Here is a 24,065-nt window from a genome sequence, read left to right as displayed (position 1 = left end):
CTTGTTGGGAGTTCTCCTATTCCTTCCTCACGATCATGACGATCTTCCTCGAATCGAAACTGATCGGGGAGCCGTCGAAATCACCGAGAACTCTTTCCGTTGTGAAGCCGGCATGCCTGAGCAGACTAACGAGTTGCTGCGGTGTGTAGATGGTTTGGTTGAATTCCCTCCGGACCGAGGTTCCATCCGGCTTCACGAGTTCAAAGGTCTTGTGCCAAACGTTGGTCTCAAAATCGAATCGGCCTTCCGACCGGCGGATGCAGCCGTCGTCACCCCGGTTCTCGATCGCGCATCCAGCGATGGGCTTCATCAGGGAGAAGAGATTCATGCAGTCGAGCAGGAGTCTTGCCCCTGGTCGCAAGGCTGCATTCAAACTCGCAAACGCCTTGACCTCTTCGTCTTCCGACATGAAACCAACGGAACTATTGAGGCATACGGCAAAGTCCGCCTCAATATCCCGCGGAGTGTTGCGGGAGTCGACTTCGATCAACCGGACAGGCAGTGCCGCCTCATCGAACAGGGATTTGGCTGCGTCCAGGTACTCACGCATGAAGTCGAGCAAGGTCACCTGCAGTCCTGCGCGTGCGAACCAGATCGCGTACCTGCCGTGCCCGCCTCGCCAGTCCAGAATGTGGCCTTGGGAGGCATTCAGTAATGACAACACTTGGGCGGCATGCGCCTTCACGCTGCCAGGGTCGTCGGCTTCTGGCCAGTACTCCTCATAGAACCCGCTGGCGAAGAAGTCGCGCAATCCTGGGTTCTGGTTCATCATCTTCTACTCCCAACAAGAAATAGACAGACCTGCCTAAGACCTCCAACACAGCAAGCCCTGCAGTCTAACACCTACCACCGTTTCCAACCTGATAGCACCTGCTTCCTTAGTAGTCCATGGCCGCAACGCGTCACCCGCCGCCGTGATAGGCAGACCTGCCCAGTCCGTCCTACATCAACCCGCGGCAGCCCCCACACGCCTACCGGCCTTTGCCCCGATTATCGCGCGCCCGCGATGCCCTCGCAATCACGGCAGCGCGTTCCTCCTGCTGATCTCCCCGTAAAGCGCCGCGCTGGGGCGCGTCGTTCGCACCTGCGTCGCGGGGTCCAGTGAGTAGAGCCCAAAGCGCAGGCTCCAGCCGTCCGCCCACTCGAAGTTGTCCACCAGCGACCAGTGATAGTAGCCGCGCACCGGGCACCCTTCGTCTATCGCCTGGGCCACGCGGCGCAGGTGCTCGACGATGAAACGGGGCCGGAGGTCGTCGTCGGCATCGGGCAGGCCGTTTTCGGTGACGTATACCGGAAGACCGTAACCACGCACGCGCCTGAGCACGTCCAGCAGGCCGTCGGGATAGATCTCGCTGTATCCGCCGTCGGTGATCGTAGCGCCGGGCGCCGGCTCATCCCGCACGAACAGGTGGCCCGGCCGACGCAGATCGAACGCCACGCGGCTTCGGGTGTAGTAGTTGACGCCCAGGAAATCCAGGGTGCCGGCCGCCTGCGGCACCCTGGCACGCACTCCGAACGGACCTGCCAGCACTCCTGTAGCGAGCGCGTCCAGATACATCCAGTTGACGATGTGGTCGAGCCGCCCCGCTATCCACTGGTCAAGCGGAGAGCGCGGGCGGGCGGGTACGGCCGGCCGCAGGTACGCGGCTACGCTCACCCTGGCATCCGGCTGCGCTTCGTGAATTGCGTTGTAGGCCGCGGCATGGGCCGTTATCGAGCGCACCAGCGCCCGGGTGAACGCGACGACCCTGGTCTGCCCCGGCGCGAACCGCCCCAGCACATAGGCGCTGATCAGGTGGGCGACCGGCTCGTTGATCGTTATCCAGAAGTCCACCAGCGGCGCGCCACCGCCGGCCGCACCCACCACCGCCCTGACGAACCTGCCGGCGAACGCGCCGAACGCCGGCACGATCCCATCCCAAAGCCACCCGCCTCGCTCGGCGACCCACTTCGGCAGCGTGAAGTGGTTGAGCGTGACCAGGGGCTCGATCCCCCGATCGCGCAGGCCGCGCAGCATCTCTATGTAGCGCTCCTCGGCGGCGTGGTCCCAGCGCCCTTCCTGGGGCTCGAGCCGGGCCCACTCGACCGACAGCCGCAGGGCGCTTTGGTGCAGCCCGACCATCAGATCGAAGTCACGCTCGGCGTGGTGCCACCAGTCGCAGGCCAGGCCCGACCGGTCGCCGTTCAGTATGCGTCCGGGCTGCTGCTCCCAGGACCACCAATCGCTGGCGCGGCTGTCGCCCTCGAACTGGTAGGCGCTGGCCGCGGTGCCCCACCGGAACCCATCTGGAAACCGCGTGCGCAAAGGGGTCCTCCTCCGAGTGTGGAACTCCGCGTGTGGAACTCCGGCCCTACGGTCGCTTCCTGAAGAGCCGCACTGCTTCCTGCCGGGGGTGGTGGATGGAACCGCGACGGCGCATGAGCACCGGCAACCTTCTCTCACTCAGTCTCTATTGGTTCGGGCTCAACTTCCATTGGGGCGCGTTGCTCGCCATTGTGATCCCCGCGGAGGTGCTGCGGTTCGTCCCGGACGCGGAGAAGGGCCGTGCCCTCTCCCTGGTGTTCGCGGGCGGGGCGGCCATTGCCATGATCGTGATGCCGATCGCCGGCGCACTCTCCGACTGCAGTCGCGCTGCGATGGGCCGTCGGCGGCCGTTCATGCTCGTGGGCGGAATCCTGAACGTGGCCGCCCTCGCGTGGATGGGCGCGTCCCCAACGCTTACGGCATTCGTGGCCGCCTACTGGCTGGTGCAGTTTTCCAACAATCTGGGCGGATCTGCCTACAGCGGCCTCATCCCCGACCTGGTCCCAGACGATCAACGCGGCGTGGCGTCGGGATGGATGGGGCTGATGACCATGCTGGGGACCATCGCCGCGGCGGTGGCCGCCGGCATACTAATGGAGCGCGGCTACCGGGCCCAGGTCTACTGGCTGATCGCGGCGGTCCTCGCCGTGACACTGGCGATCACGGTCTGGCGCGTGCGCGAGGCCCGGCCCCAGCCCGCCGGCCCGTTCGATATGGGAAGGTTTCTGCGCGGGTTCTGGGTGGACCCGCGCCGGCACCCGGACTTCGCGTGGCTGTTCGTCTCGCGCCTGTTCGTACTGATGGGCTTCTATACCGTGTTCAACTTCCTCCAGTACTTCCTCAAGGACTTCATGGGCATCGCCCGCTTCAAGGAGGCGACCGGGACCGTGAGCGCCGTCGTGGTGATCGGCGCGCTGGCCAGTGCGTTCCTAGCGGGCTGGCTCTCGGACCGTGTGGGAAGGCGGGGCATCGTGTGCGCTTCCGCGGTGCTGATGGCCGCGCCCTGCCTGTTGTTCCTCACCGCGCCGAGCTTCCCACTGCTGCTGGGCTTCTCCGTGGTCTTCGGCCTGGGTTACGGCGCGTTCATCAGCGTGGACTGGGCGCTGGCGACCGACGTGCTGCCGTCGCGGGAGACCGCGGCCGCCAAGGACATGGGGATATGGGGCATCGCGACAACACTTCCTCAAGTGCTGGCGCCGCTGCTCGGAGGCCCGCTGCTCGACAAGTTCAATCTGCGGGAACCGAATCTGGGGTATGTGGTGCTGCTGGTGGCCGGAGCGGTCTACCTGCTGATAGGTTCGGGGCTGATCTGGCGGATCCGGGGTGCGCGATGAGCAACATCCGGTGCGCCGCGGTGCAACTGGACGCCGGAGGCCTGGGCACAACCAGGACCGTGCTGACCGCCACCGCCCGGTTCGTCGAGGCGGCCGCCGGTGCTGGTTCGCAGCTGGTGATCTTCCCGGCCCATACAGGCACGTTATATGTGGCCGGCTCGCTTGGCATGGACTGTCCCTTCTTGGAGCCCTGGCCCCAGGAACGCACGGCAGAGGTGGCCGATGCGGCGGGCGAGTGGTTGCGGGCAGCGCGCCGCCTGGCGTCGGGGTATCACGTGACGCTGCTCCCAGGCACGGTGGTGTGGCCGACCGGCGTGCCGGCCCCGGGCGGCAACGGCAGCACCGGGCCGCACGGCGGGCTACCCGGCAGCCGGCCACCCGGCGCCTGGCACCACGCGGCGCCCCTCATCACGCCGGACGGCAGGGTGGTGCGCTGGCAGGTCCAGACGCACCTCACCGCGGCCGAGCGGCACCTGGGATGGGTACCCGGGGATGAGTTGCGACCCGCCGACACCCCGTCGGGCCGGGTCGGCATCCTCATCGGAACCGATCTGTGGTACCCGGAAGCGGCGCGGATCCTGGCGCTGCAGGACGCCGTGGTTCTGGCGTGTCCTGTCGCGGTCTCTCCTCCGTACGGGGAACGGCACCAGTGGCGCGGCCTATGGCAGCAGGTTCAACAGAACCAGGTCTTCGGGGTAGAGGCCGGCCTGTGCGGAGCCGCTGCCGGCGTGCGCTGGCAGTCCCGTACCGCGGCGGTCGCGCCGGTGGAGATGACCGCCGGCGAGACCGGCTGGCTGGCCGTCCTGGACCGCGAGGGGGACTGTCTGCTCACCACGGATCTCGACGTGGCGGCGCTGCAAGAGGTGGTGCGCGCCTACGACATTTTCTCCCAACTCAACCCGGTGCTCTACGCCCGCTATCTGCCGGCGATCTACGAACGGTGGCGGGGTGAGTGATGGGCCTTAGCGCGCGGCTGCGCGAAGCTGCCTTTCGACACTGGCTCGGCTGGCGCACCCGGCCCGGTCTCATCCGTGCTGCGCTCGACCGCATGCGGCTCGAACGCACGGACAACTGCTCATCGCTACCACCGTGCACCTCGCCGCCCTCGGCCAGGGTGCGGGTTGCCGCGGTACAGATGCGGCTGCGGCTCATCGGCGACGCCTCCGAATACGCGCAGATGATTGCCTCGCGCGCGCGCAACGCCGCGGCCCTGGACGCGCAGTTGATCGTCTTCCCGGAGGACAGCGGCACGCACCTGGTGGGGCTCCTGCCCGGGCTCGACGGCCTGGCCGACGATGTCTCGCTCGCGCAGGCGACCGGCGCGGTGGCCGGGCCGGGCGTCAGGCTGGCCGATATCCTGCGCTTCATCGGCCCGGCGGTCCGGACCGCCTACATGACGACCTTCTCGGAAGTGGCGCGCAGGCTGGGTGTCTACGTCGCCAGCGGGAGCGCGATGCTGCCGGACGAGCACGGGGCCGTGCGCAATGTCGGCTACCTCTTTGGTCCGGACGGAACGCTGCTCGGGCAGCAGGTGAAGTGCCACCTGTTGCCGCTGGAGGCATCGTGGGGCCTGGAGGCAGGGGACGATCTGCGCGTCGTGCGCACTCCGGTGGGCGCCCTGGGGTTCCCGATCTGCATGGACGCCACGTACTTCGAGACGTCGCGCATCCTAGCAGGCCTGGGAGCAGAGGTGATCCTGATCCCGGCGTGCGACGTGCAGGAGGGCACCTACAACGAGTGGAAGGCGCTGCGCGGGCTGTGGCCGCGCGTGCAGGAGAGTCTCACCTACGGGATACACGCCGCGATGGTGGGTCGCTTCCTGGGAATGACGATCACAGGCCGGAGCGCGATCCTGGCTCCGGTCGAGCTGACCCCGGACGGATCCGGCGTCCTGGCGCAGGCGGCGTCGTGGGATCAGGAGGAGATCGTGGTCGCCGACCTTGACTATGGGGCGCTCCACGAACTGTGGCGCACCTCGGATGTGGACGAGGGATTCAACCTGGCTCTCTACCGGAAGCACTTCCCGGGCGCCTACCAGGAGTACCTGCGGCGCCACGCCGGCGGAAGGAGGATCAACGATGGAGATCGTGGGGCTGCGTGGTGAGAAGGTGCGGCTGATTCCTGTGGACCGCTCGATGCACTTCGACAATGCGCTGCGCTGGATGAACGACCCGGAGGTCACGCGGTATCTCAACCTCTCCACCGGCGTGACCCCGGGGATGGAGGAAGAGTGGTTCCAGAAGGTGCAGAAGCGGGATACCGACTATGCCTGGGCGATCCACGACGAGCGCAACCGGCACATCGGCTTCACCGGCCTCCACGGCATAGACTGGAGGCAGCGGCGGGCCACCAGCGGCATCGTGATCGGAGACAGGGACGCCTGGGGGCAGGGCTATGCCACCGACGTGATGCGGGTGCGCACGAAGTTCGCCTTCGAAACCCTCAACCTGCACCGGCTCGAGTCCGAGGCGCTCGCCGAGAACCAGGCCAGCCAGCAGGCACTGGAGAAGGCAGGCTACAAGCGCGAAGGCGTCTTTCGCAAGCGCATCTGGGCGGAAGGCCGGTGGCACGACACGATCCGGTACGCGATCCTCGACGAGGACTACTTCGCCGCCGGCGGCTAGAACCCGTGCCCCACGCCCCTGTGGCACGCGAAGCACAGCTTCGACGGCTGCGGGCCGTACGGCTCGACGAGCGCGACCATGCGCGCGTGGCAGGCCTGGCAGTTCGCCTCGAGAACCCGCTGGTTCAACGGCCTGATCCGAATCACCTGAACGTCCTTGAACGTGAAGGCGTACGAGTGCAGGAAGCCGTTCCTTGCCTTGGCCAGGTACTTGGCCGCCAATCCCTTTGGAACGTGACACTGGTTGCACGTCACGGTCCGGTGCGTCGCGACTGCCCAGGCGTCGTAGTTGTCGCGCATGATGTGGCAGTTGACGCAGGCGGCGGGGTCGTCGAGCAGGTATGAGTAGCCCTTGCCGTACACGAACGTGTACGCGCCCAAGCCGAGGACGCTGCCGGCCAGGAAGGCCAGCGCCAAGCCGGTTACTGCCCAGGGGCGCACGGGTTCCCGCTACCGTTTCGGTCGGGGTGCTTTGAGCGCGGCGATCTCGGCCTGCCTGGCGTGGTCAATCGCGTCGCCCAGGATCCGGACGGCCTCCTGCGGGCTGTGGAAGCCCATGCTGTTCTCCGCGCTGATGAAGTCCCAGCGGATCTGCGCCTTGCGGTGCAGCCCGCGGGCTCCGGCCAGGTCCTGATCCGTGACGCCCTCGGCCATCGCCTTCTCTATCGCGGCCATGGCGTCAACGATCGCCCGTTCCGCCTGCGTCAACAATTGGTAGGTCCGGTCCTGGGCCTCCAGGACGCGCGCGCGCATCTCGGCTTCGGACTGGCGGTGGCAGGTCGTGCAGACGTTCTGCACGTTGAGCAGCGGCGAGCGGATCCAGTGGTCGGTGATCTTGACCGACCCCACCCTCTTGTAGGGCATGTGGCAGTCCGCGCAGCCCACGCCGGAGCGGGCGTGGTTCCCGCTGGACCACAGCTCGAACTCGGGATGCTGGATCTTGACCATCGGCGCCCTGGTAATCTCGTGCTGCCAGTCGGAAAACTTGATCTCGTCGTAGTAGGCCTCAATGTCTTCGATCTTCAAACCCTTGGCCCAGGGGAACACCAGGTACTTTTCGGTCTTGCCCCGGAAGTAGTACTCCACGTGGCACTGTGCGCACACGTAGGTCCGCATCTCCTGCCTGGAAGATGCGCCCACGTCAATCCCCCGGACCTTCATCGCCTCGATGAACGCCGGCCGGGTCACGCGAAGGGCCATCGTCTTGGCGTCGTGGCAGTCGGCGCAGGAGATTGCGTGCTTGATGTTGTTCTTTTCAATCAGCTCCTTCATCGGGGTGGCGTAGAACTGGGCCGCGCCGAGCGACTTCATCAACCGGGGCACATCGCTCGACTTGCAGGTCATGCAGGTGCCCGGCTTCGCATCGCCTAGCCGCTTCGTCTCCTGCACGGCCTTCATCGCTTGGAGATGTCCCTGCTCCTCGCGGTACTCAACGCTGAACGCGTACCCGGCGAAGATCCTGACAAGGTCAGGGTACTTGTCGAGCTTTGAGAACGCCTCGGATCCACCGTAGCGCCCGTAGGCGCTGTACTTGACAAGCTCAGAGGTCCGTACCGTCTTCAGGTACGCCTCGTACTGATCGGGGAAGTTGCGGCCCCAGACCGCGGGGTCAGGCTCGTTCTCCGCCACATCCACGACCCTGAAGTAGGTGAGGCGGGATTCCTGCTGCCGGACGACGATCGTCACCAACAGCGCGGCGATGCCCGCTGCTAGGACAACCCCCAGGGCCACGACCACCAGGTAGCGGATGCGCACCACTGATCGCCCCCTTCCATCGGATGGCGGTCCAGACACATTGTTCTTCCGCGGCCTCGGATTACCTCCCTGGAGGAATACCGCGCCGCTCCGGGAAAGGATTTCATGGCGACCATGTCCAGCCACTTCACAGCCATCGGCTTCCCAGTGCGCGAGGTGCGCGAGTATTGGGCGCTTGCGCGGCGGGCCGCGCAGGCCGGCAGCCGCATCGCAAGTGAAGGCAGGCATACGCTGGTGAGGTGGGCTCCGGGTGGGGGGCCCGAGATCTGGGTACAGACCCACGAGGCAGGGGAGGCGTTGATCGCCACCCCGTTCTTCGCCGGCGACGACAGTTGCCGCATCGCGCTGACCGGCGCCGGCCCTTCCGACTACGACGGATTTGAAGGCTGGATTGACGGCTGGCTCAATCCCACCGAGGAGGACGAGCCGTACTCCGGGGCCTTCCCGCTGCGGGTTGATCTGGTGAATTACCTTGCCGTCAAGCAGCACCTGCACCCGGAGAACGTTATCACGATACGCCTCGCCGTGATCCTGCACGAGGCCACGCTGTACGCGGATGCGCGCGCCTACGAGGCGGTCAGGGAGCACTCGTACCGCCCCCCGGTGCAGTCGTTCGCGTCGAGCATCCACCACGGCGCGGACGAGCCCTCCGGCGACGCCGACGCGACGGCCTTGGTGACAGGGTACGTCAGCGAGTCACACGAGCTGACCAACGTGGCCACCGGCGAGCGGTTCTGGTGGATGCGCATCGCCACGGCCGGGGCCACCCTCTCGCTGGTGGCCGACCGTGGGGTCCTGCCGGCCGATCCCCGGCCCGGCGAGGTGCTCTCAGGCAGCGGATGGGTGCTTGGAGAAGCGCTACCCTAGGATGATCTCCTCGTCCACCCTGCGGTAGTCATACAGCTCCTGGGGAGAGAACCACATCCCGATCTCGGCCTCGGCTTCATCGAGCGTCCCCGAGGCGTGGACCAGATTTCGCACGGGGCGCTTCTGGAGGTTGGCGACGGTCGGTGAGTCGGCGGACAGGTCGCCTCTGATTGTTCCCGGCGCGGCCCGATAGGGCAGCGTGTCGCCGACCATCTTCCGGGTAACCGAGACGGCGTGCGTGCCCTGCAGTACAAACGCGACCACCGGCCCGGACGCCACGAACTCAATCAGCCACCGCCGCACCCTCTGCCCGATGGCCAGAGGGTCATCGGTGCCCGCCTCGCGCCGGACGTCCAGGCCCGCGGCCTCAAACGCCTCGCGCGTCTTGCCGCCAATGGTGCGCAGGAATCCTTCGTCCGATGGGTAGTGGCGCTCCAGCAGCTCGGGCGTCGCCCGCATCATCTTCAGGCCGATCACCTTCAACCCCGCACCCTCAAACCTCCCCACGATCTTCCCGATCAGCCCGCGCTGGACGCCGTCCGGCTTCAGGAAGACTAGGGTGCGTTCGTATCGTGCATCTGGCATGCTCCACCTCCATGCGGTCGCGGCAGGGCGTTCCCGCCGCTATAATGTTACTCACCCATGGGCCACAAGCAAAGAGCTGCAATCTGGTCGGCGACCGTTGCGGTGGTGCTCGCCGCTGGGATAGTCGCGTGGCGTGACACGAACCCCCAGGCACGGCATTCCGCTCCCGAGGCGGTGGCGCCGCCCGAGGCGCCGGCGCTGCCCGAAGCCGAGCGCGTGTTCATCCCCGGCGCAGACGGAGAGACGCCGTTCCTGGTCGTGATCGAGAATACCCCGCAAGCCCGGCCGCAGTCAGGGCTGGCCGAGGCGTGCCTGGTCTACGCGCTCCCAACCGAGGCGCGCATCACGCGCTTCCTTGCCTCCTACTGCGGGGACACCCCCACGTCGATCGGCCCGGTACGCAGCGCGCGGCAGTACATGCTGGAGATCGCCTCGGACCTGGGCGCGATCCTGGTACACGCCGGCCACAGCGCGGAAGCGCTGGCGTCAATCCGGGCGCAGAAGTTCCCCGTCATTAACGAGTTCTGGGCATCGGGGCCGTTCTGGCGCGATCCCTCGCGCAAGATGCCCCACAACCTCTACACGCGGCTCGACCGCCTGCGCGCCGAATTGCATAAGAAGCCGATGAACGTGCGGCCCGTTAGTGTGCCTTACTCCATGGAGGTTGCGCCTCAGTTGGTGCTACCCGACGCCACGCCTTCTGATGTAGTCGTGCTCGACTACGGACCGCCCTACGCGGTCCGCTACCGCTACGATGCCGGGCGGCGCCGGTATCTACGCGACCAGGACGGCCGCCCTCACCTGGATGCGGACGGCAGGCAGATCGCTCCGGCATCGGTATTGGTCGCGTTCGTGCAGTGGCGAGACGTGATGGAGCAGGGAGCCCCGAGCAGCAAGATCACCCTGATCGGCACAGGGCGCCTCGCCATCATCACCGAAGGCCGCCTCGTGGAGGGAGCCTGGCGAAGGTCCAAGGACAGGCCGCTGGCGCTTCAGACCGCAGGCGGCGGTCCCGTGGTGCTGCCCCGGGGGCCGGTGTGGATCGAGCTGTTTCCGGTGGACCGGCCCTTTGCTGCTAGTGCGGGCTCACCGGGGGCTGGACCCAGCTCCAGATAGCCTCCAGTAGCTCCTGTAGCTCGGCCACGTTGCGGACGGCATGCCTGGCAGCGGTAGGATAGGGACTGGCGCCCACCTTGATGGTGACGCCATCGTTTGCAAGAACCAGGAAGGCGTCCTCATCCGTACGGTCATCCCCCGCGTACAGCACGGCGCACCGCGCACGCCAATCCTTGCCCAGGACGTGCTCCAGCAGCCACAGGGCGGCCTGTCCCTTGTCCCAATCTACCGCCGGCCGGATCTCTATCGCCATCTTCCCGCGCCGGAGCACAAGCTTCCCGGGGGGCACGCGCCCGACCTCCTCCAGCACGGCCTGGCGGATGGTCTCGATTTGGTCGCGCTGGACCATACGGTGGTAGACGGTGGCGGTGAGGCCCCTATCCTCAACGGTGGCGCCTTGCACGACCCGCAGCCGGATCCTCAGTCGCTGACTGCAGGACGCGATGAGGGCCCGAACCTCCGCGGTCTGCCGCCGCTCGGACCTCCAGCCCGGACCGGCGATCTCGAAGCCAAGGCTGCCCACATAAGTAATGCCCGTCAGGCCCATACGCTCCCTCAGGTCGTCCAGGGCACGATCGCTGATGACGGCTACGAGGCACCTCGGACGCTGAGCCAGACGTGCCAGGACCGCGCGCGCCAGCGGAGGCGGGCTCGCATCATCCGGGCGGTCTGAGATCGGGGCAAGGGTCCCATCGAAGTCCACGAGCACCGCCAGATGATCACGTGCCGTGACTTGCTGCCGGATCTGCTCCATGTCCGCGAACACGGATCTGGTTGCCGCTCTCGTGGCCAGCAGGCGCGCCGCGGCACGGAAGTGCTGCTCCATCCAGTGATAGACGTCGTGCTGCTGCAGGTGGCCCCGCATGTGCCGCATGCGTTCCTGGCGCTCTGCCGGCGGCATGCGCAGTGCCCGTTGCAGTGCTTCGGCGACGCCCTCGGAATCAAACGGGTTGATCGTGAGCGACCAGGGCGCCTCGTCCGCGGCTCCGGCCAGTTCGCTTAGAACCAGCACCCCCCGGCAATCGACCTGTGAAGCTATGAACTCCTTGGCGACCAAGTTCATCCCATCCTGGAGGGAGGTCACCATGCAGACATCGGCCATCCGGTAGAGCGCCGCCATCCCTGCGGCGGGCAGAGGGCGGGGAATGTGAACTATGGGCTGCCAGGTCTCTGTTCCGTAGAGCGAGTTGATCCGCTCGATCTCAGCCTCAACGTGGCTCTGCAGGTCGCGGTAGGCCTTGATCCGCGTACGGCTGGGCTCGGACTTCTGAATGAAGACGAACCGGCCGCGAACACCCGGTGCCTGTTGAAAGAGGACCTCTATGGCACGCAGCCGTTCGGGGATTCCCTTGGTATAGTCAAGACGATCAACGCCAACCCCGATGAACCGATCGGCCAGGCGGAAGCGATGGCGCAACCGGGCCATCCACCGCTCGCATTCCTGAGATTCCGCCATCCGTCCCCATCTGTCCTGGTCTATGCTGATGGGAAGTGCCTGCACTTTGGTGTAACGCCCGTGGTACTCGACAAGACCTTCCTCTCGGTCTACCTCGGCACCCAGCTCGCGCTCGGCACAGTCGAGGAAGTTGTCCGCGTGGCGCGGGAGGTGGAATCCCAACAGGTCGTTGGCGAGCAGGCCCTCGATCAGTTCGGTGCTCTGAGGGCAGATCCGGAACACGTCCCAGGCCGGCCAGGGGATGTGCCAGAAGTGGGACAGGAAGAGGTCCGGGCGGTCCCGGCGCAGGTAGAGAGGGCAAAGCGCAAGATGGTAGTCGTGGATCCAGACCAGGGCATCACCGGATACCATGCTCGAGGTCGCGTCCGCGAAACGCCGGTTAACGGTCTGATACGCGGTCCAATTCCGGCGGACGAACCGGGCCTTCTCCACGGCCAGATGGAAGAGCGGCCAAATGGACTGATTCGCGTAGCCGCGGTAGAACTGCTCCACCTCGTCGCCGGTCAGGCGCACTCGCCGCAGGGTATAGCGCGGAGCTTCGGGTGGAACCTGAATGCAGTCGTGGGCGTCAACAACCTCGAAGTCGGCCTCGCCGCTCCCCCAGGCGATCCACACGCCGCCGGTGGCCTGCAGGACCGGATCGAGCGCGGCCACGAGCCCCCCGACCGGGCTTTCCACCTCGAGGCCCCGCCTGCCCCGGCGGTGAGCGTACGGCTCCCGATTGCTGACAACGATCAGTTGCCGCCCGCCCAGCAGTTCTGGCATGGCGCGTTGGGCCTGAGCGGTTCTTGAGGCCCTCTCGACCATGACCCTATTCACCTCCGGGAGATAGGGGCGCCCGGCATCGCGCGATTTCGGCGCCGATCAGCAGGATGGTCGCCGTGACGTACGTCCACAGTAGGAAGATGACGACCCCGGCCATGGAGCCGTACACGAGATGGTACTGGGCGAACAGCGCGAGGCCCCAGAACGCGGCGTGCCTCGCCACTTCGAACAGAACGGCGGCGATGAGCGCGCCGGGCCACAACCACCGGAGGCGAAGCGGCCGGTTGGGGAGTATGCCGTAGACGAGCAGGAACGCCACGAACACAAGCCCGAGCGCGGCGGCCTCCCGGGCCGGGCCGGCCAGCACGAGGTCGTGAAGCCGTCCTGAGAGAGGGATCCGCCACCCCAGCTCCGCCAGGATGGACAGGCCCACGGAGATGATGGCCAGAGCGCCCAGGACTCCGGCAAGCGCCAGGGTCGTCCCGGCCTCGAGCAACTTCCTCTGCCAGAACGGACGGCTCCGCTTCACGTCCCAGATCCGGTTTAGAGTGTGGCGCACCGCGCCGACCGCCGCGGATGCGGACCAGAGATACGCGATGACCGCCGCCACCCCGACCGGGCCGCGCAGGCGAATGGCCTCCTGCACGTTCTCGAGAATCACCGCGTGTGCCCTCGGTGGGAGATAGGCACGCAGCGTTTCCTGGATCGCGGATTGAACCCGCTCGTGCTCCAGGAAGTGCGTCGAGACCGCGGCAACTGCCAGCAGGAACGGGAAGATCGAGAGCAGAGCGTAGTAGGCGATTGAGGCGGCTGCGAACGTACAGTCGTCTTCCAGGAAGCTGCGGTATGTCGCGCGGATGAGGCCCATTAGAGTCCTATCGCGCAGCCGTCCACGCGCGGATCCGAGGCGCCCAGGTATGCCCCGCGCGTGTGGTCTACCAGAATCGCCTGGGCCCCGCCGCCGCCTTCCGGCGAGGCCGCGGGCATGACGCGGTGGCCCCTCCGCTCCAGTTCGGCAAGGGTCTCCGCAGGGAAGCCCTCCTCGACGCGCAACTCGAACTGCGATCCGAGCGTCGCCGGATCGGTGCCTGGGAAGCTGTGCCAGCGCGGGGCCTCGACCGCCTGCTGCGGGCTCATCCCGGACTCGACCAGGTTGAGCAGGACCTGCAGGCACCACTGCGGCTGCGCATCACCGCCGGGCGTACCCCAGGCCAGCCAGGGCATTCCGCCGCGAAACGCCATGTAGGGAGTCAGAGTGTGCATCGTACGCTTACCGGGCTCGATGCAGTTGGGGTGCCCGGCTTCCAGGGTGAACCCGCGACCGGCGCGGTTGTTTGGCAGGATGCCGGTTCCCTCAACGATCTCGCCGCAGCCGAAGGCGGCCGATAGACTGGTTATGTACGAGACGAGGTTTCCCTCACAGTCGGCCACGCAGAAGTAGGTTGTGTTTCCCATCCCCTCTCGCCGGCGGGCCGCGTACCCTTTGTCGAGCAGCGCGCCGACCGGGTTGCGGACGAGCAGCGGGTCTCCCAGGTAGGCCAGGCGGTCGGCATAGGCGATCTTCTTGGCCTCTACGGCCCTGTGGATGGCGTCGGGCGAATCCCAGCGCGCGGGGTCAAAACCTTCGAGGATGTTCAACATCTCGAGCAGCAGGATCCCCTGGGACGGAGGCGCCGTAGCGTAGACGGTCAGGTCGCGGAAGGCGGTGCTTAGGGGCTCGTGCACATCCACGGCGTACCCGGCGAAGTCGCCGGCGGAGAGCAATCCTCCGTGGGCGCGGCTGTACGCGCCGATTGCCTCGGCGATCGGCCCTTCGTAGAACGCCGCTGAACCGCCCGCGGCCACTGTCCGCAGCGATGCGCCGAGATCACGCTGGACCAGAATCTCGCCCTCCTCCAAAGGCCTGCCGTGCGGCAGGAACACCGCCGACGAGGAAGGGTACTGGGCGATGGCGGGCGCGGCCTCACGCAGCCAGCCGGCTATCTTTCTCGCAACCGGCACACCCTCCTCGGCGTAGCGGATCGCCGGCTCCAGCAGCTTACGGAGGGAGAATCGGCCGCTGCCCCATCGGGCCAGGGCCTCCTCCATCGCTCGAACCGCTCCGGGCACCGAAACCGACAGCATGCCTCGAAGCGGCATCGTCGTGTGGCCCTGCTCGACGAAGTATTCTCGCGACGCGCCCGCGGGCGCGGGCCCGCTGCCGTTGAGACCCCAGACGCGCCCCTCGGGTTTGTGGTAGACCAACATGAACGTGTCGCCGCCAAGCCCGCTCATCATCGGCTGTGCCACGCCCAGTACCGCCGCCGCGGCCACCGCGGCGTCCACGGCGTTGCCCCGGTCTGCCAGAACCTCCAGACACGCGGCCGTCGCTAGAGGGTGACCCGTGGCGATCATCCCGCGTCGCGCGAGCACGGTTGAGCGTCCCGTACGCATGGACACCATCACCTCACCGGGCGATTCCCCCTGGGTGTCGGGCACTCCTGCAGCCGGGCACTCCTGCGCAGGGAGCCGGCGCGGCAAGAACGAACTGGGCATGCAATGGCGCGACTCTACTGCCTGGTAGCCGGAATCGTTCTCCTACTGCTGGGGTATCTGGCCCCGGGACCCAGACTCTTCCACCTGGCCGGCGGAGCGCTGCTGCTCTGCCTGGGCGCAACAGGTTGGGGGGTACGGATGGGGGCGCAGACCTCGGGCCTGATCTACACCCTCGCAGCGCTACTCGGGTTTCTCAGCGCGCTCCTGATGGGGGGGACGATCCCTGTGGTGGGCACCCAGGCGATCGGCCTATACGACGCGGCATACCTGGCTATCGGCTTGACAGGCCTTTGGACTGGTTTCCACGAGCATAGGGGCAGAGGCGACGCAGCGGGCAGGCCGGGCACAGCGGATGCCGCGCCCGGCAGATCTCCCGGCCCAGGTATATAACCCGCAGGGAGAAATCCGACCACTGGTCGCGATTGAGAATCCGCATCAGGTCCTGCTCGATCTTCGTTGGGTCGTTGTGCACAGTGAGCCCCAGGCGCCGGCTGATGCGCCGCACGTGCGTGTCCACCACGACGCTGGGCAGTCCGAAGATGCCGCCCAGGACCACGTTGGCCGTCTTGCGTCCCACACCCGGGAGTTCCAGTAGTTCTTCCATAGTACTTGGCACGACACCGCCGAACTTCTGAACCAGCATCCTGGCCGTCCGCGCGATCGCCCGCGCCTTCTGCCGGTAGAAGCCCGTTGTGCGGACGAGCGCTTCCATCTCAGACGGGTCCGCGGAGGCAAACTCCACCGCCGTCTTGTAGCGGGCGAACAACGCCGGTGTGACCTTGTTCACCTGGCTGTCGGTGCATTGCGCCGACAGTATCGTGGCCACCAGCAACTGCAGCGGGTTGCGGTGCTTGAGCGGCAGACGGGTGACAGGGTAGCGCTCGCCCAGGATCGCAGCAATCCTAGCTGCGCGGCGCCGGAGAGCAGTCAGTGCTGTGGATCGCGGTAACATGGCCGCGTGCGGATTCGCCGGCACATCGGATCGTTCCTGCCGCCGGGCGAGTTGCTGATGGGAGGTCTGTTGGAGGCAGGCGGTGTATAGAGTGCTGCAACGCACCCGCACGAGAGGAGTCCCAGATGCCCAACACCGATCGCGTCACCCGCGCGCGCGCCCAGATGAGATCTGCCGGAGTGGACCTGCTGAGCCTGCCGCCGGGCGATGACATGTACTACCTGCTCGGCTTCACCCCGCACGCCGACGAGCGACCGTGCTACCTGTTCCTAACCGGTGACGACGCGGTGTTCCTCGTGCCCGAGCTCAACGCCGGGGAAGCGCGCGGACACGTTGACCTGCCCTTCCTTACCTATTCCGATGCCGAGGGACCCGGGGCGGTGCTGCGCGAGGCGCACGGCCGGCTGGGAGATCCAGTACGCATCTGTATCGGCGACACGATGCGGGCCGACTTCCTGCTGCTGCTCCAGGAGCGGTGGACAAAGAGCGCCTTCGCTCCCGGTGCCGAGGTGATGGCGCCGGTGCGCATGATCAAGACATCCGAGGAGATCGCGCTGATGCGCCGTTCGGCCGCCACGGCCGACATTGCCGTGGATGCGGCCCTCGCGGCCTGCCGTCCCGGGGTCACCGAGCTCGCAGTTACCCGCGCGGTGGCAAACGCGTTCGCGGAGCAGGCGGTGGCGCAGCCGGGGCCGGCGATCGTCGGGAGCGGGCCGAACTCGGCCTACCCTCACCACCGTTCCGGCAGCCGAAGTCTGCGGGAGGGCGAACCGGTCCTGGTGGACCTGGGCGGCCGCCTCGAAGGTTACATGTCGGACATCACCCGCATGGGATACATTGGCGAGTCCTCGGCGCGCTATCGCGAGGCCCACGCGATCGTCGAGCACGCCGTGCGCGCGGGCATGGACGCGGTCAGGCCCGGCACCCCGCTCTCTGCCGTTGACAGGGCCGCGCGCGCCGTGATCGAGAACGCCGGCTACGGCAGGCAGTTCACCCATCGCACAGGCCACGGCATCGGCCTCACCGGGCATGAACCGCCCTCGGTCACGCACACCAACGATTTGCCGATGCAGGAAGGGATGATGTTCAGTATCGAGCCGGGGATCTACCTCGAAGGCGAGTTCGGGGTCCGCCTTGAGGAGATCGTGGTCGTAACTGCGCGGGGCGCGGAGCGGCTGAGCATGCTGCCGCGCGAGGTGCGGGTGCTGCCGGCTTGATCCGGCGCCTCCTGACCGTCGGCACCCTCCTGGCAGGACTGACCCTCGCCGGCATCCCCACCGGCATCCCTACCGGCACGAGCGCCTCCGTTGGCACACGCGCCCAGCCAGTGGAGGCTTTCTACCCGTCGTACGAGCAGATAGTCGCCGGCCTGATCCGGTTGCAGGGAAGCTTTCCCGACATCGTGCGCGTGCGCGAGATAGGACGCAGCTCCAACGGCAGGCCGATTCTGGCCGTCAAGGTTTCGGACAACGCGGCACAGGAGGAGGACGAGCCGGCCTGGCTCTTCCTGGGCATCATCCACGGCCGGGAGCCACTGGGGCTTAAGATCACGCTCGGGCTTATCCAAGATCTGACCCGCGGCTACGGCGTTGACCAGGAGATCGCCGACTGGGTCAACGCCTACGAAATCTGGTTCGTGCCGGTGCTGAACGCGTACGGGTACGAAACGAACCGGCGTAAGAACGGCGACCGGCCCGGCGTGGACCTGAACCGCAACTACGACTTCCGCTGGGATCGGTGCGCCGTATACCAACCGCAGTGCACCGATCCCAACTCCTCGTATTTCCGTGGCACCGCGCCGTTCTCCGAGCCCGAGACCCGGGCACTGCGCGACCTGGCCATCGAACAGCGCCCACTGTTCGGAATTGACTTCCACCACGGCACCCCGTTCCCGCAGAGCCAGATCATGCGGCCGTGGGGAATCGGTCGTACTGATGACACGGTCCTCCCCCCGCCCGACCAGACCAGGCTGCTGGAGACCGCGCAGGAGATCGCGCGGTGGACCCTGGCCTCCAGGCAGGCCGGGGGGTTCTGCCAGATGGGGTCGCCAATCTTCGACCCGGCGGTGTGCCGCATGCCCGCGGGGGGCCTGCTGGCTCCCATGGGCCAGTCTTCGAACTGGCACTACGCAGCGGTGGGAACACTCCACTATATCGTCGAGATCGCCGAGCGTCTCTACAACGACCGGTACTTCTATACCCCCGATCCGGCCGATGACGACCCGCACTCGCTGCAGCAGGCCGAGGAGTACGTCCGCAACCTCTCGGACGGGATCAAGCAGTGGCTTCGGCGGTTCCTTCACGGCAAGGTGGGTGAGGGCTTCACCTACCGAGGGCCGGGGATCACAGGAAGGGTGACCGATGCGAGAACCGGCCGGCCGCTCGAAGCGCTCATCGAGGTGGAGGGTCTCACCGGTGATGCAATCAGGGCCCGCACAAGCGATCCCGAGTTCGGACGGTTCTACCGTCTGCTGCTCACGGGAACGCACTCGGTGCGGATCTCCAAGGAAGGCTACCAGGCCGAGACGAGAAGGGTGACGGTCGCCGACGGACCGCTTGTAACCCTCGACGTGGCTCTGACACCCAGGCAGTAGGGAGAGGTTGCCGATGACGGATCCCGGCACATCGAACCCGGACGCGCGCGCCGTCGCCATCCGTGACCAGTTCCTGCTCCGCAGGGACGTGGTCTTCCTCAACCACGGCTCGTTCGGCGCATGCCCCGGGCCCGTTTTCGAAGCGTACCAGCGCTGGCAGCGCGAGCTGGAAAGCCAGCCGGTCGAGTTCTTCGCGCGGCGGGCAGGCGACCTGATGCGAAGGGCGCGCGCGTCGCTTGGAGGGTACCTTGGCACCGACCCCGACGACCTGGTCTACGTGCCGAACGCGACCACCGGGCTCAACATCGTGGCCCGCTCTCTACGGCTCAACCCCGGGGACGAGGTGCTGACCACCGACCACGAGTACGGGGCGCTGGACCGCACCTGGCAGTTCATATGCGAGATGAGGAAAGCGGTCTGCGTGCGGGCGGCCGTGCCGCTGCCGATCACCTCCCGGGAAGAGGTCGTGGAGGCGATCTGGTCGCGCGTGACGCCCAGGACCCGGGTATTGTTCGTCAGTCACATCACTCCCCCGACCGCGTTGATTCTCCCGGTCGAGGATCTGATCCGTCGCGCCCGGGCCGCGGGTATTCTCACAGTGATAGACGGCGCCCACGCGCCGGGCCAGATCCCGCTTGCCCTGGAAGCGCTCGGCGCAGACTTCTACGCCGGCAACTGCCATAAGTGGATGTGCGCGCCCAAGGGCTCGGCCTTCCTATACGCGCGGCGCGAGGTCCAACCGCTGCTCGAACCGCTGGTCGTGAGCTGGGGATGGAGGTCCGAGAAGCCGGGACCATCCCGGTTCATTGACGAGCACGAGTACCAGGGAACGCGCGATCTGGCGGCCTTCCTGGCCGTGCCCTCGGCGATCGAGTTCTTTAGGGAGCACGACTGGTACGCGGTACGGCAGGAGTGCCACGCCACGGCCAAAGACGCGCGTCGGGCGATCGAGGCGCTAACTGGATTGCCGCCGATCTGCCCTGAGACGCGACCGGACGGCAGCCCATGGTTCGCTCAGATGGCAAGCGCGCTGCTGCCTCCCTGCAACCCGGAAGCGTTCCAGCAGCGTCTGCGCGAGGAGTTCCGGATCGAGGTGCCGGTGTGGAACTGGAACGGCCGGCCGTTGCTGCGTGTGTCGGTCCAGGGGTACAACACCCAGGCCGACGTTGACGCGCTGATCACGGCTGTGGGCCGGATGGTCGGGCCGCTACGCCCGTAGCTTAAGACCGGCGTGCAGCACGGCGATCCCGCCGGCGAGGCGCCTGTACCGGACTTCCTGGAATCCCGCTTCCCGCATGAGGCCTGCCAGCGTCTCGGGGTCCATCCACCGGCGGACCGAGTCGTGCAGGTACTGGTACGCGTCGCGCCGCCCTGAGAGTCGGCCGCCCAGCAGCGGGATGATCGTCCTGGAATACAGGTCGTACGCCGCCCGGAGCCACCGCGCCTCCGGCCGCCCGAACTCGAGCACCACAACACGACCTCCTGGCCGTAGTACCCGGTGGGCTTCGAGCAGCGCACCCGGAGGCGACGCGACGTTGCGGATTCCAAAGGCGAACGTCACCGCGTCGGTAGACCCGTCGGCCAGCGGGAGCGCCTCGGCATCCGCGCAGACGAGCGAGACCCTGGCGCCTGACCCTGATGACGCCGGGCTTGCCTCGCCCAGGCGCCTGGCACCCACCGCGAGCATTCCCGGCGCGAAGTCCACGCCGATCGCGCGCCCACCAGGGCCGACCTCGCGCGAGGCCAGCAGCACCAGGTCCGCGGTCCCACAGCACACATCCAGCGCCACCCCTCCCGGCCGCAGGCCCGCCGCCTGCACGGCCGCCCGCTTCCATAGGATGTGCAGACCCCCGCTCAGCAGGTGGTTCAGCAGATCGTAGCGGCCGGCAATCCGGTGGAAGGCATCCCTGACCCAGGTGCGCCGCTCTGTTGGCGACGCCGCCACAATCCCGAACTTCTCGCGCAGCGCCTGGCGGATCAACTTGCCGGAGGGAGATCGCGGAAGATCTTCCACGAACCATATCCGCTTCGGAACCTTGTACCGGGCCAGGCGCGCAGCACAGAAGGCGCGCACTCCCTCCTCATCGAGTGAGGCGCCGCGCCGCGAGGTGACCGCCGCCGCTACGACCTGTCCCCACTCGGGATCCGGAAGGCCGAACACGCCCGCGTCCTCCACGGCAGGATGGCCGCGCAGGACTCCCTCCACCTCGGCAGGATAGACGTTCTCGCCACCTGAGATCACAAGATCGTCCCTGCGATCCGAGACGAAAAGGTAGCCATCGCCGTCCAGGTAGCCCAGATCACCCGTGCGCAGCCAGCCATCCTGCAGTACGCGCGCGGTCTCTTCGGGCTGGGTGGCGTAGCCGGCCATGACCGTGGGACCGCGGACCAAGATCTCGCCGTCCTCAGTCTTGATCTCAGTGGGAAAGAGTGCCTTCCCAGCCGATCCGAGTTTGCGCGGCAGGTCTTCCGGCGGTAGCGTCGCCACCTGGGAGGCCGCCTCGGTCAGCCCGTAGGTCGGAGCCACCGGCACCCCGCGCCGCAGGCATTCCTCGAGCAGGTCGAGCGGCGCCGGACCGCCGCCCAGCAGTACGCACCGCAGGGTGGGCGGATAAGACCGATCGCCCCGCTCGTCCAGCATGCGCTGCAGCATCGTGCTGACAACCGAGACGATGGTCACCCCGCCGGCATCAATCTCGCGGTTGACCGCTCCGGGATCGAAGGCCGCATGCACAACCGCGGGTATGCCGTAGATCACGCTGCGCCACAGGATCGCCAGTCCCCCTACGTGATAGAGCGGCAGCGGGGCCAACCAGCAGTCGTCGTTGCGGAGCCCAAGATTGAAGGCCGAGCCGACCGCGCTCCACCAGTGGTTGCCGAAGGTCAGCATGACACCCTTGGGCCGCCCGGTCGTGGCCGAGGTGTAGATGATTCCCTGCACGTCTGAGAGCGTGATGCGGTCGCGCAGGGACGCGTCTGCCTCGGGCAGGACGCCCAGTTCCTCAATCGTTAGGATCTGGACGCCTGCTCCCTCGGCCCCGGCGTGCGCGGCCGCGGCGTTTGCCTCGTCGCAGATCACCAGCGCCGGAGAAGCGTCCTGCAGGCACCACGCCACCTCAGCCGCGGCCAGGCGCGTATTGACCGGCACCATCACCGCGCCCAGCCGCGCCAGCGCGTGGGTGAGCCCGGCAAACTGGGCGCCGCCCCCAAGCACGAGCGCGACGCGCGCCCCCGGGGCAACACCCAGGCCTGCGAGCTGCCGGGCGGCGCGGCCAGCGAGGCGGTCCAACTCGCTGAAGGTCAGGCGCTCGGATCCCGCTGCCAGCGCGAATCGATGGGGAAAGCCCCGCGCCCGTGCCCCCAGCCAATCGGGAAGGATCTCAGCCGACGATCTCAATAAGGTCTCCTAGCGCCTCACGGTCCTCATGAACCCCGCAAGAGGCTCGTGGCCAGCAGCGCCCCGTAAATCAGGAGCAGTCGCGCGGTCCTCTTCAGCGCCTCGACAAGGGCCGCGGCGTCTTCGTGCCGCAGCACGGTGCTCACCAACCCCATCATTGTGGGCGCCGCCAGCCAGGGTAGCCAGAACCACGATCCGAGCAGCCCTGTCAAGCGCATCACCGCAGGCGCAGCCATAGCTCCGGCCAGGCAGAAGAGATACTGCGCGCGCGTGGCGCGAGGACCAAGCCGCACTGCGAGCGTCCGCTTTCCGGCCGCGCGGTCGGTGTCAATGTCGCGCAGGTTGTTGAGTACCAGGATGGCAGAGGCCAGCAACCCCACCGGCACCGAGGCGGCCACCGCCACTGCGCGTATCTCTCCACTCTGCACGTAGTCGCTGCCTACGACGGCCACCACCCCGAAGAAGAGGAACACAAACAGGTCTCCCAATCCGCGGTAGCCCAGACGCAGGGGGCTCGCGGTGTACGCCAGGGCAGCGGCCATGGACATCATCCCCACCACCAGCAGCGGCCATCCCCGCAGCGCCACGAGGTAGATGCCGGCGGCCGCTGCGACACCAAGACACAGGTAGGCGCCGACAAGCACCTGCCGCGGCGACAGCAGGCCGGCCTGGGTAGCACGTGCGGGCCCCAGGCGGCCTGCGGTGTCGGCCCCCTGTAGGAAGTCGAGCGCGTCGTTGTGCAAGTTCGTGGCGATCTGGATGCTGACGGCGGCAATCAGCGCGGCAAACGCGGGCAACGGCGCGAACATCCCGCCTCCGGCCGCGGCCGCGGTGCCGACCATGACCGGCGCCACCGCCGCGGTGAGCGTGGGCACGCGCGCGGCGAGCACCCATGCCCTCCAGGGACTGCCCGCGCCCGGCGTATTCATCCCGTCCTCCGCGGCGCCCATGCGCGTGCCTACGGGTACCTTGGGAACTTCTTGAAGTTAGGCCTGCGCTTCTGTAAGTAGGCGTCCCGGCCCTCCTGCGCCTCCTCCGACATGTAGTACAGCAGCGTGGCGTCGCCGCCAAGCTGCTGCAACCCGGCCAGGCCGTCGGTGTCGGCGTTGAACGCGGCTTTCAGCAAACGCAGGGCCAGCGGGCTCTTCTCAAGCAGCTCCTTGGCCCACCGGACCGCCTCTTTCTCGAGCTGATCAAGAGGAACAACGACGTTCACCAGTCCCATCGCCAGCGCCTCCTGGGCGTTGTACTGCCTGCACAGGTACCAGATCTCGCGGGCCTTCTTGTGGCCCACGATCCGCGCCAGGTAGGTCGAGCCGTATCCGGCATCGAAGCTGCCGACCTTTGGACCGGTCTGCCCGAAGATCGCGTTGTCGGCCGCGATCGTAAGGTCGCACACCGTGGCCAGGACGTTCCCGCCGCCGATGGCGTACCCGGCCACTACCGCGATCACCGGCTTGGGCAAGGTGCGGATCTGCCGCTGCAGATCGAGCACGTTCAGCCGTGGGACCTTGTCCCCACCAACGTAGCCCGCGTCGCCCCGCACGCGCTGGTCGCCGCCGGAGCAGAACGCCTTGTCGCCGGCTCCGGTGAAGAGCACCACCCCGACGGTGGAGTCATCCCGCGCATCCGCAAAGGCGTCCATCAACTCCTTGACCGTTTCGGGCCGGAAGGCGTTGCGCACCTCGGGCCGGTTGATGGTAATCTTGGCGATCCCATCGGAGTGCTCGTAGATGATGTCGGTGTAGTCCTTGACCCTCGCCCATTTCACTGGCATCAGAT

At 67.1% G+C, this 24,065-nt stretch carries 21 protein-coding genes; 9 read left to right on the top strand and 12 right to left on the bottom strand.

The genetic code is table 11. The features are described 5' to 3' along the window. Positions 1-16 precede the first annotated feature (16 nt). Together RDU83_10910 and RDU83_10905 are read right to left on the bottom strand one after the other, a co-directional pair. Positions 17-772, bottom strand: coding sequence for a class I SAM-dependent methyltransferase (locus RDU83_10910; GenBank protein ID MDQ7841519.1), 756 nt, complete (start codon positions 770-772; stop codon positions 17-19). Positions 773-1,018: 246 nt separating this feature from the next. After that, positions 1,019-2,305, bottom strand: coding sequence for a family 1 glycosylhydrolase (locus RDU83_10905; protein ID MDQ7841518.1), 1,287 nt, complete (start codon positions 2,303-2,305; stop codon positions 1,019-1,021). A 95-nt stretch (positions 2,306-2,400) separates the two neighbouring features. Here RDU83_10905 and RDU83_10900 point away from each other — a divergent pair, with 95 nt between their 5' ends. Genes RDU83_10900 through RDU83_10885 form a run of 4 tightly spaced genes read left to right on the top strand, consistent with a single transcriptional unit; the run spans position 2,401 to position 6,263 of the window. Continuing rightward, entirely contained in the window at positions 2,401-3,639 is a 1,239-nt protein-coding gene (locus tag RDU83_10900; GenBank protein ID MDQ7841517.1) for an MFS transporter, read from the top strand. Then, complete coding sequence (locus RDU83_10895; protein ID MDQ7841516.1) at positions 3,636-4,595, top strand: carbon-nitrogen hydrolase family protein; 960 nt, start codon at positions 3,636-3,638, stop codon at positions 4,593-4,595. The genes RDU83_10900 and RDU83_10895 overlap by 4 nt, the downstream gene beginning before the upstream one ends. Beyond that, on the top strand, positions 4,595-5,743 hold the full coding sequence (locus RDU83_10890; GenBank protein MDQ7841515.1) for a nitrilase-related carbon-nitrogen hydrolase: 1,149 nt from the start codon (positions 4,595-4,597) through the stop codon (positions 5,741-5,743). The genes RDU83_10895 and RDU83_10890 overlap by 1 nt, the downstream gene beginning before the upstream one ends. Then, entirely contained in the window at positions 5,718-6,263 is a 546-nt protein-coding gene (locus RDU83_10885; GenBank protein ID MDQ7841514.1) for a GNAT family protein, read from the top strand. The genes RDU83_10890 and RDU83_10885 overlap by 26 nt, the downstream gene beginning before the upstream one ends. Here the strand turns inward: RDU83_10885 and nrfH are convergent. Both nrfH and RDU83_10875 read right to left on the bottom strand, forming a co-directional pair. Beyond that, complete coding sequence (gene nrfH, locus RDU83_10880) at positions 6,260-6,703, bottom strand: cytochrome c nitrite reductase small subunit (protein ID MDQ7841513.1); 444 nt, start codon at positions 6,701-6,703, stop codon at positions 6,260-6,262. The two genes, RDU83_10885 and nrfH, sit on opposite strands and share 4 nt — an antisense overlap. Before the next feature lie 9 nt (positions 6,704-6,712). After that, positions 6,713-8,020 (bottom strand): ammonia-forming cytochrome c nitrite reductase subunit c552, encoded by a 1,308-nt coding sequence (locus RDU83_10875; GenBank protein MDQ7841512.1) that lies wholly within the window; start codon positions 8,018-8,020, stop codon positions 6,713-6,715. Between the two features lie 102 nt (positions 8,021-8,122). On the opposite strand from RDU83_10875, the gene RDU83_10870 reads away from it, so the two are divergent. After that, positions 8,123-8,884: a hypothetical protein gene (locus RDU83_10870; GenBank protein MDQ7841511.1), complete on the top strand. Its 762-nt coding sequence runs from the start codon at positions 8,123-8,125 to the stop codon at positions 8,882-8,884. Here RDU83_10870 and RDU83_10865 read toward each other — a convergent pair. Then, a complete protein-coding gene (locus RDU83_10865) occupies positions 8,876-9,469 on the bottom strand; it encodes a nucleoside-diphosphate kinase (GenBank protein ID MDQ7841510.1) in 594 nt (197 codons plus the stop codon). The genes RDU83_10870 and RDU83_10865 overlap by 9 nt on opposite strands. Positions 9,470-9,526: 57 nt before the next feature. On the opposite strand from RDU83_10865, the gene RDU83_10860 reads away from it, so the two are divergent. Further along, positions 9,527-10,585: a DUF3048 domain-containing protein gene (locus tag RDU83_10860; protein ID MDQ7841509.1), complete on the top strand. Its 1,059-nt coding sequence runs from the start codon at positions 9,527-9,529 to the stop codon at positions 10,583-10,585. On the opposite strand, the gene RDU83_10855 is transcribed toward RDU83_10860, so the two are convergent. From RDU83_10855 to nth, 4 genes are all read right to left on the bottom strand, one after another. Further along, positions 10,545-12,848, bottom strand: a complete 2,304-nt coding sequence (locus RDU83_10855; protein MDQ7841508.1) for a bifunctional alpha,alpha-trehalose-phosphate synthase (UDP-forming)/trehalose-phosphatase — start codon at positions 12,846-12,848, stop codon at positions 10,545-10,547. The genes RDU83_10860 and RDU83_10855 overlap by 41 nt on opposite strands. A 4-nt stretch (positions 12,849-12,852) precedes the next feature. Beyond that, entirely contained in the window at positions 12,853-13,674 is an 822-nt protein-coding gene (locus RDU83_10850; protein ID MDQ7841507.1) for a YihY/virulence factor BrkB family protein, read from the bottom strand. Further along, entirely contained in the window at positions 13,674-15,239 is a 1,566-nt protein-coding gene (gene ggt / locus RDU83_10845; protein ID MDQ7841506.1) for a gamma-glutamyltransferase, read from the bottom strand. The genes RDU83_10850 and ggt overlap by 1 nt, the downstream gene beginning before the upstream one ends. Positions 15,240-15,612: 373 nt before the next feature. Further along, positions 15,613-16,293, bottom strand: coding sequence for an endonuclease III (nth, locus tag RDU83_10840; protein MDQ7841505.1), 681 nt, complete (start codon positions 16,291-16,293; stop codon positions 15,613-15,615). Positions 16,294-16,418: 125 nt separating this feature from the next. On the opposite strand from nth, the gene RDU83_10835 reads away from it, so the two are divergent. From RDU83_10835 to RDU83_10825, 3 genes are read left to right on the top strand one after another with little or no spacing between them, the layout of a single operon-like run. Continuing rightward, positions 16,419-17,510, top strand: coding sequence for a Xaa-Pro peptidase family protein (locus RDU83_10835; protein MDQ7841504.1), 1,092 nt, complete (start codon positions 16,419-16,421; stop codon positions 17,508-17,510). Continuing rightward, complete coding sequence (locus tag RDU83_10830) at positions 17,507-18,886, top strand: M14 family zinc carboxypeptidase (GenBank protein MDQ7841503.1); 1,380 nt, start codon at positions 17,507-17,509, stop codon at positions 18,884-18,886. The genes RDU83_10835 and RDU83_10830 overlap by 4 nt, the downstream gene beginning before the upstream one ends. A 13-nt stretch (positions 18,887-18,899) precedes the next feature. Then, the gene (locus tag RDU83_10825; protein ID MDQ7841502.1) at positions 18,900-20,105 is read left to right on the top strand and encodes an aminotransferase class V-fold PLP-dependent enzyme; all 1,206 of its coding nucleotides are present in this window, start codon (positions 18,900-18,902) and stop codon (positions 20,103-20,105) included. Here RDU83_10825 and menE read toward each other — a convergent pair. The 3 genes from menE to menB are packed head-to-tail and all read right to left on the bottom strand — an operon-like array spanning position 20,094 to position 24,060. Next, entirely contained in the window at positions 20,094-22,283 is a 2,190-nt protein-coding gene (gene menE / locus RDU83_10820; protein ID MDQ7841501.1) for an o-succinylbenzoate--CoA ligase, read from the bottom strand. The genes RDU83_10825 and menE overlap by 12 nt on opposite strands. 26 nt (positions 22,284-22,309) lie before the next feature. Further along, on the bottom strand, positions 22,310-23,212 hold the full coding sequence (locus RDU83_10815) for a 1,4-dihydroxy-2-naphthoate polyprenyltransferase (protein ID MDQ7841500.1): 903 nt from the start codon (positions 23,210-23,212) through the stop codon (positions 22,310-22,312). 29 nt (positions 23,213-23,241) lie between these two features. Next, the gene (gene menB, locus RDU83_10810; protein MDQ7841499.1) at positions 23,242-24,060 is read right to left on the bottom strand and encodes a 1,4-dihydroxy-2-naphthoyl-CoA synthase; all 819 of its coding nucleotides are present in this window, start codon (positions 24,058-24,060) and stop codon (positions 23,242-23,244) included. Positions 24,061-24,065 lie beyond the last annotated feature (5 nt).

This window comes from bacterium, from assembly GCA_031082185.1.
GTDB lineage: Bacteria > Sysuimicrobiota > Sysuimicrobiia > Sysuimicrobiales > Humicultoraceae > VGFA01.
This window is presented reverse-complemented; position numbering and strand designations above follow the sequence as displayed.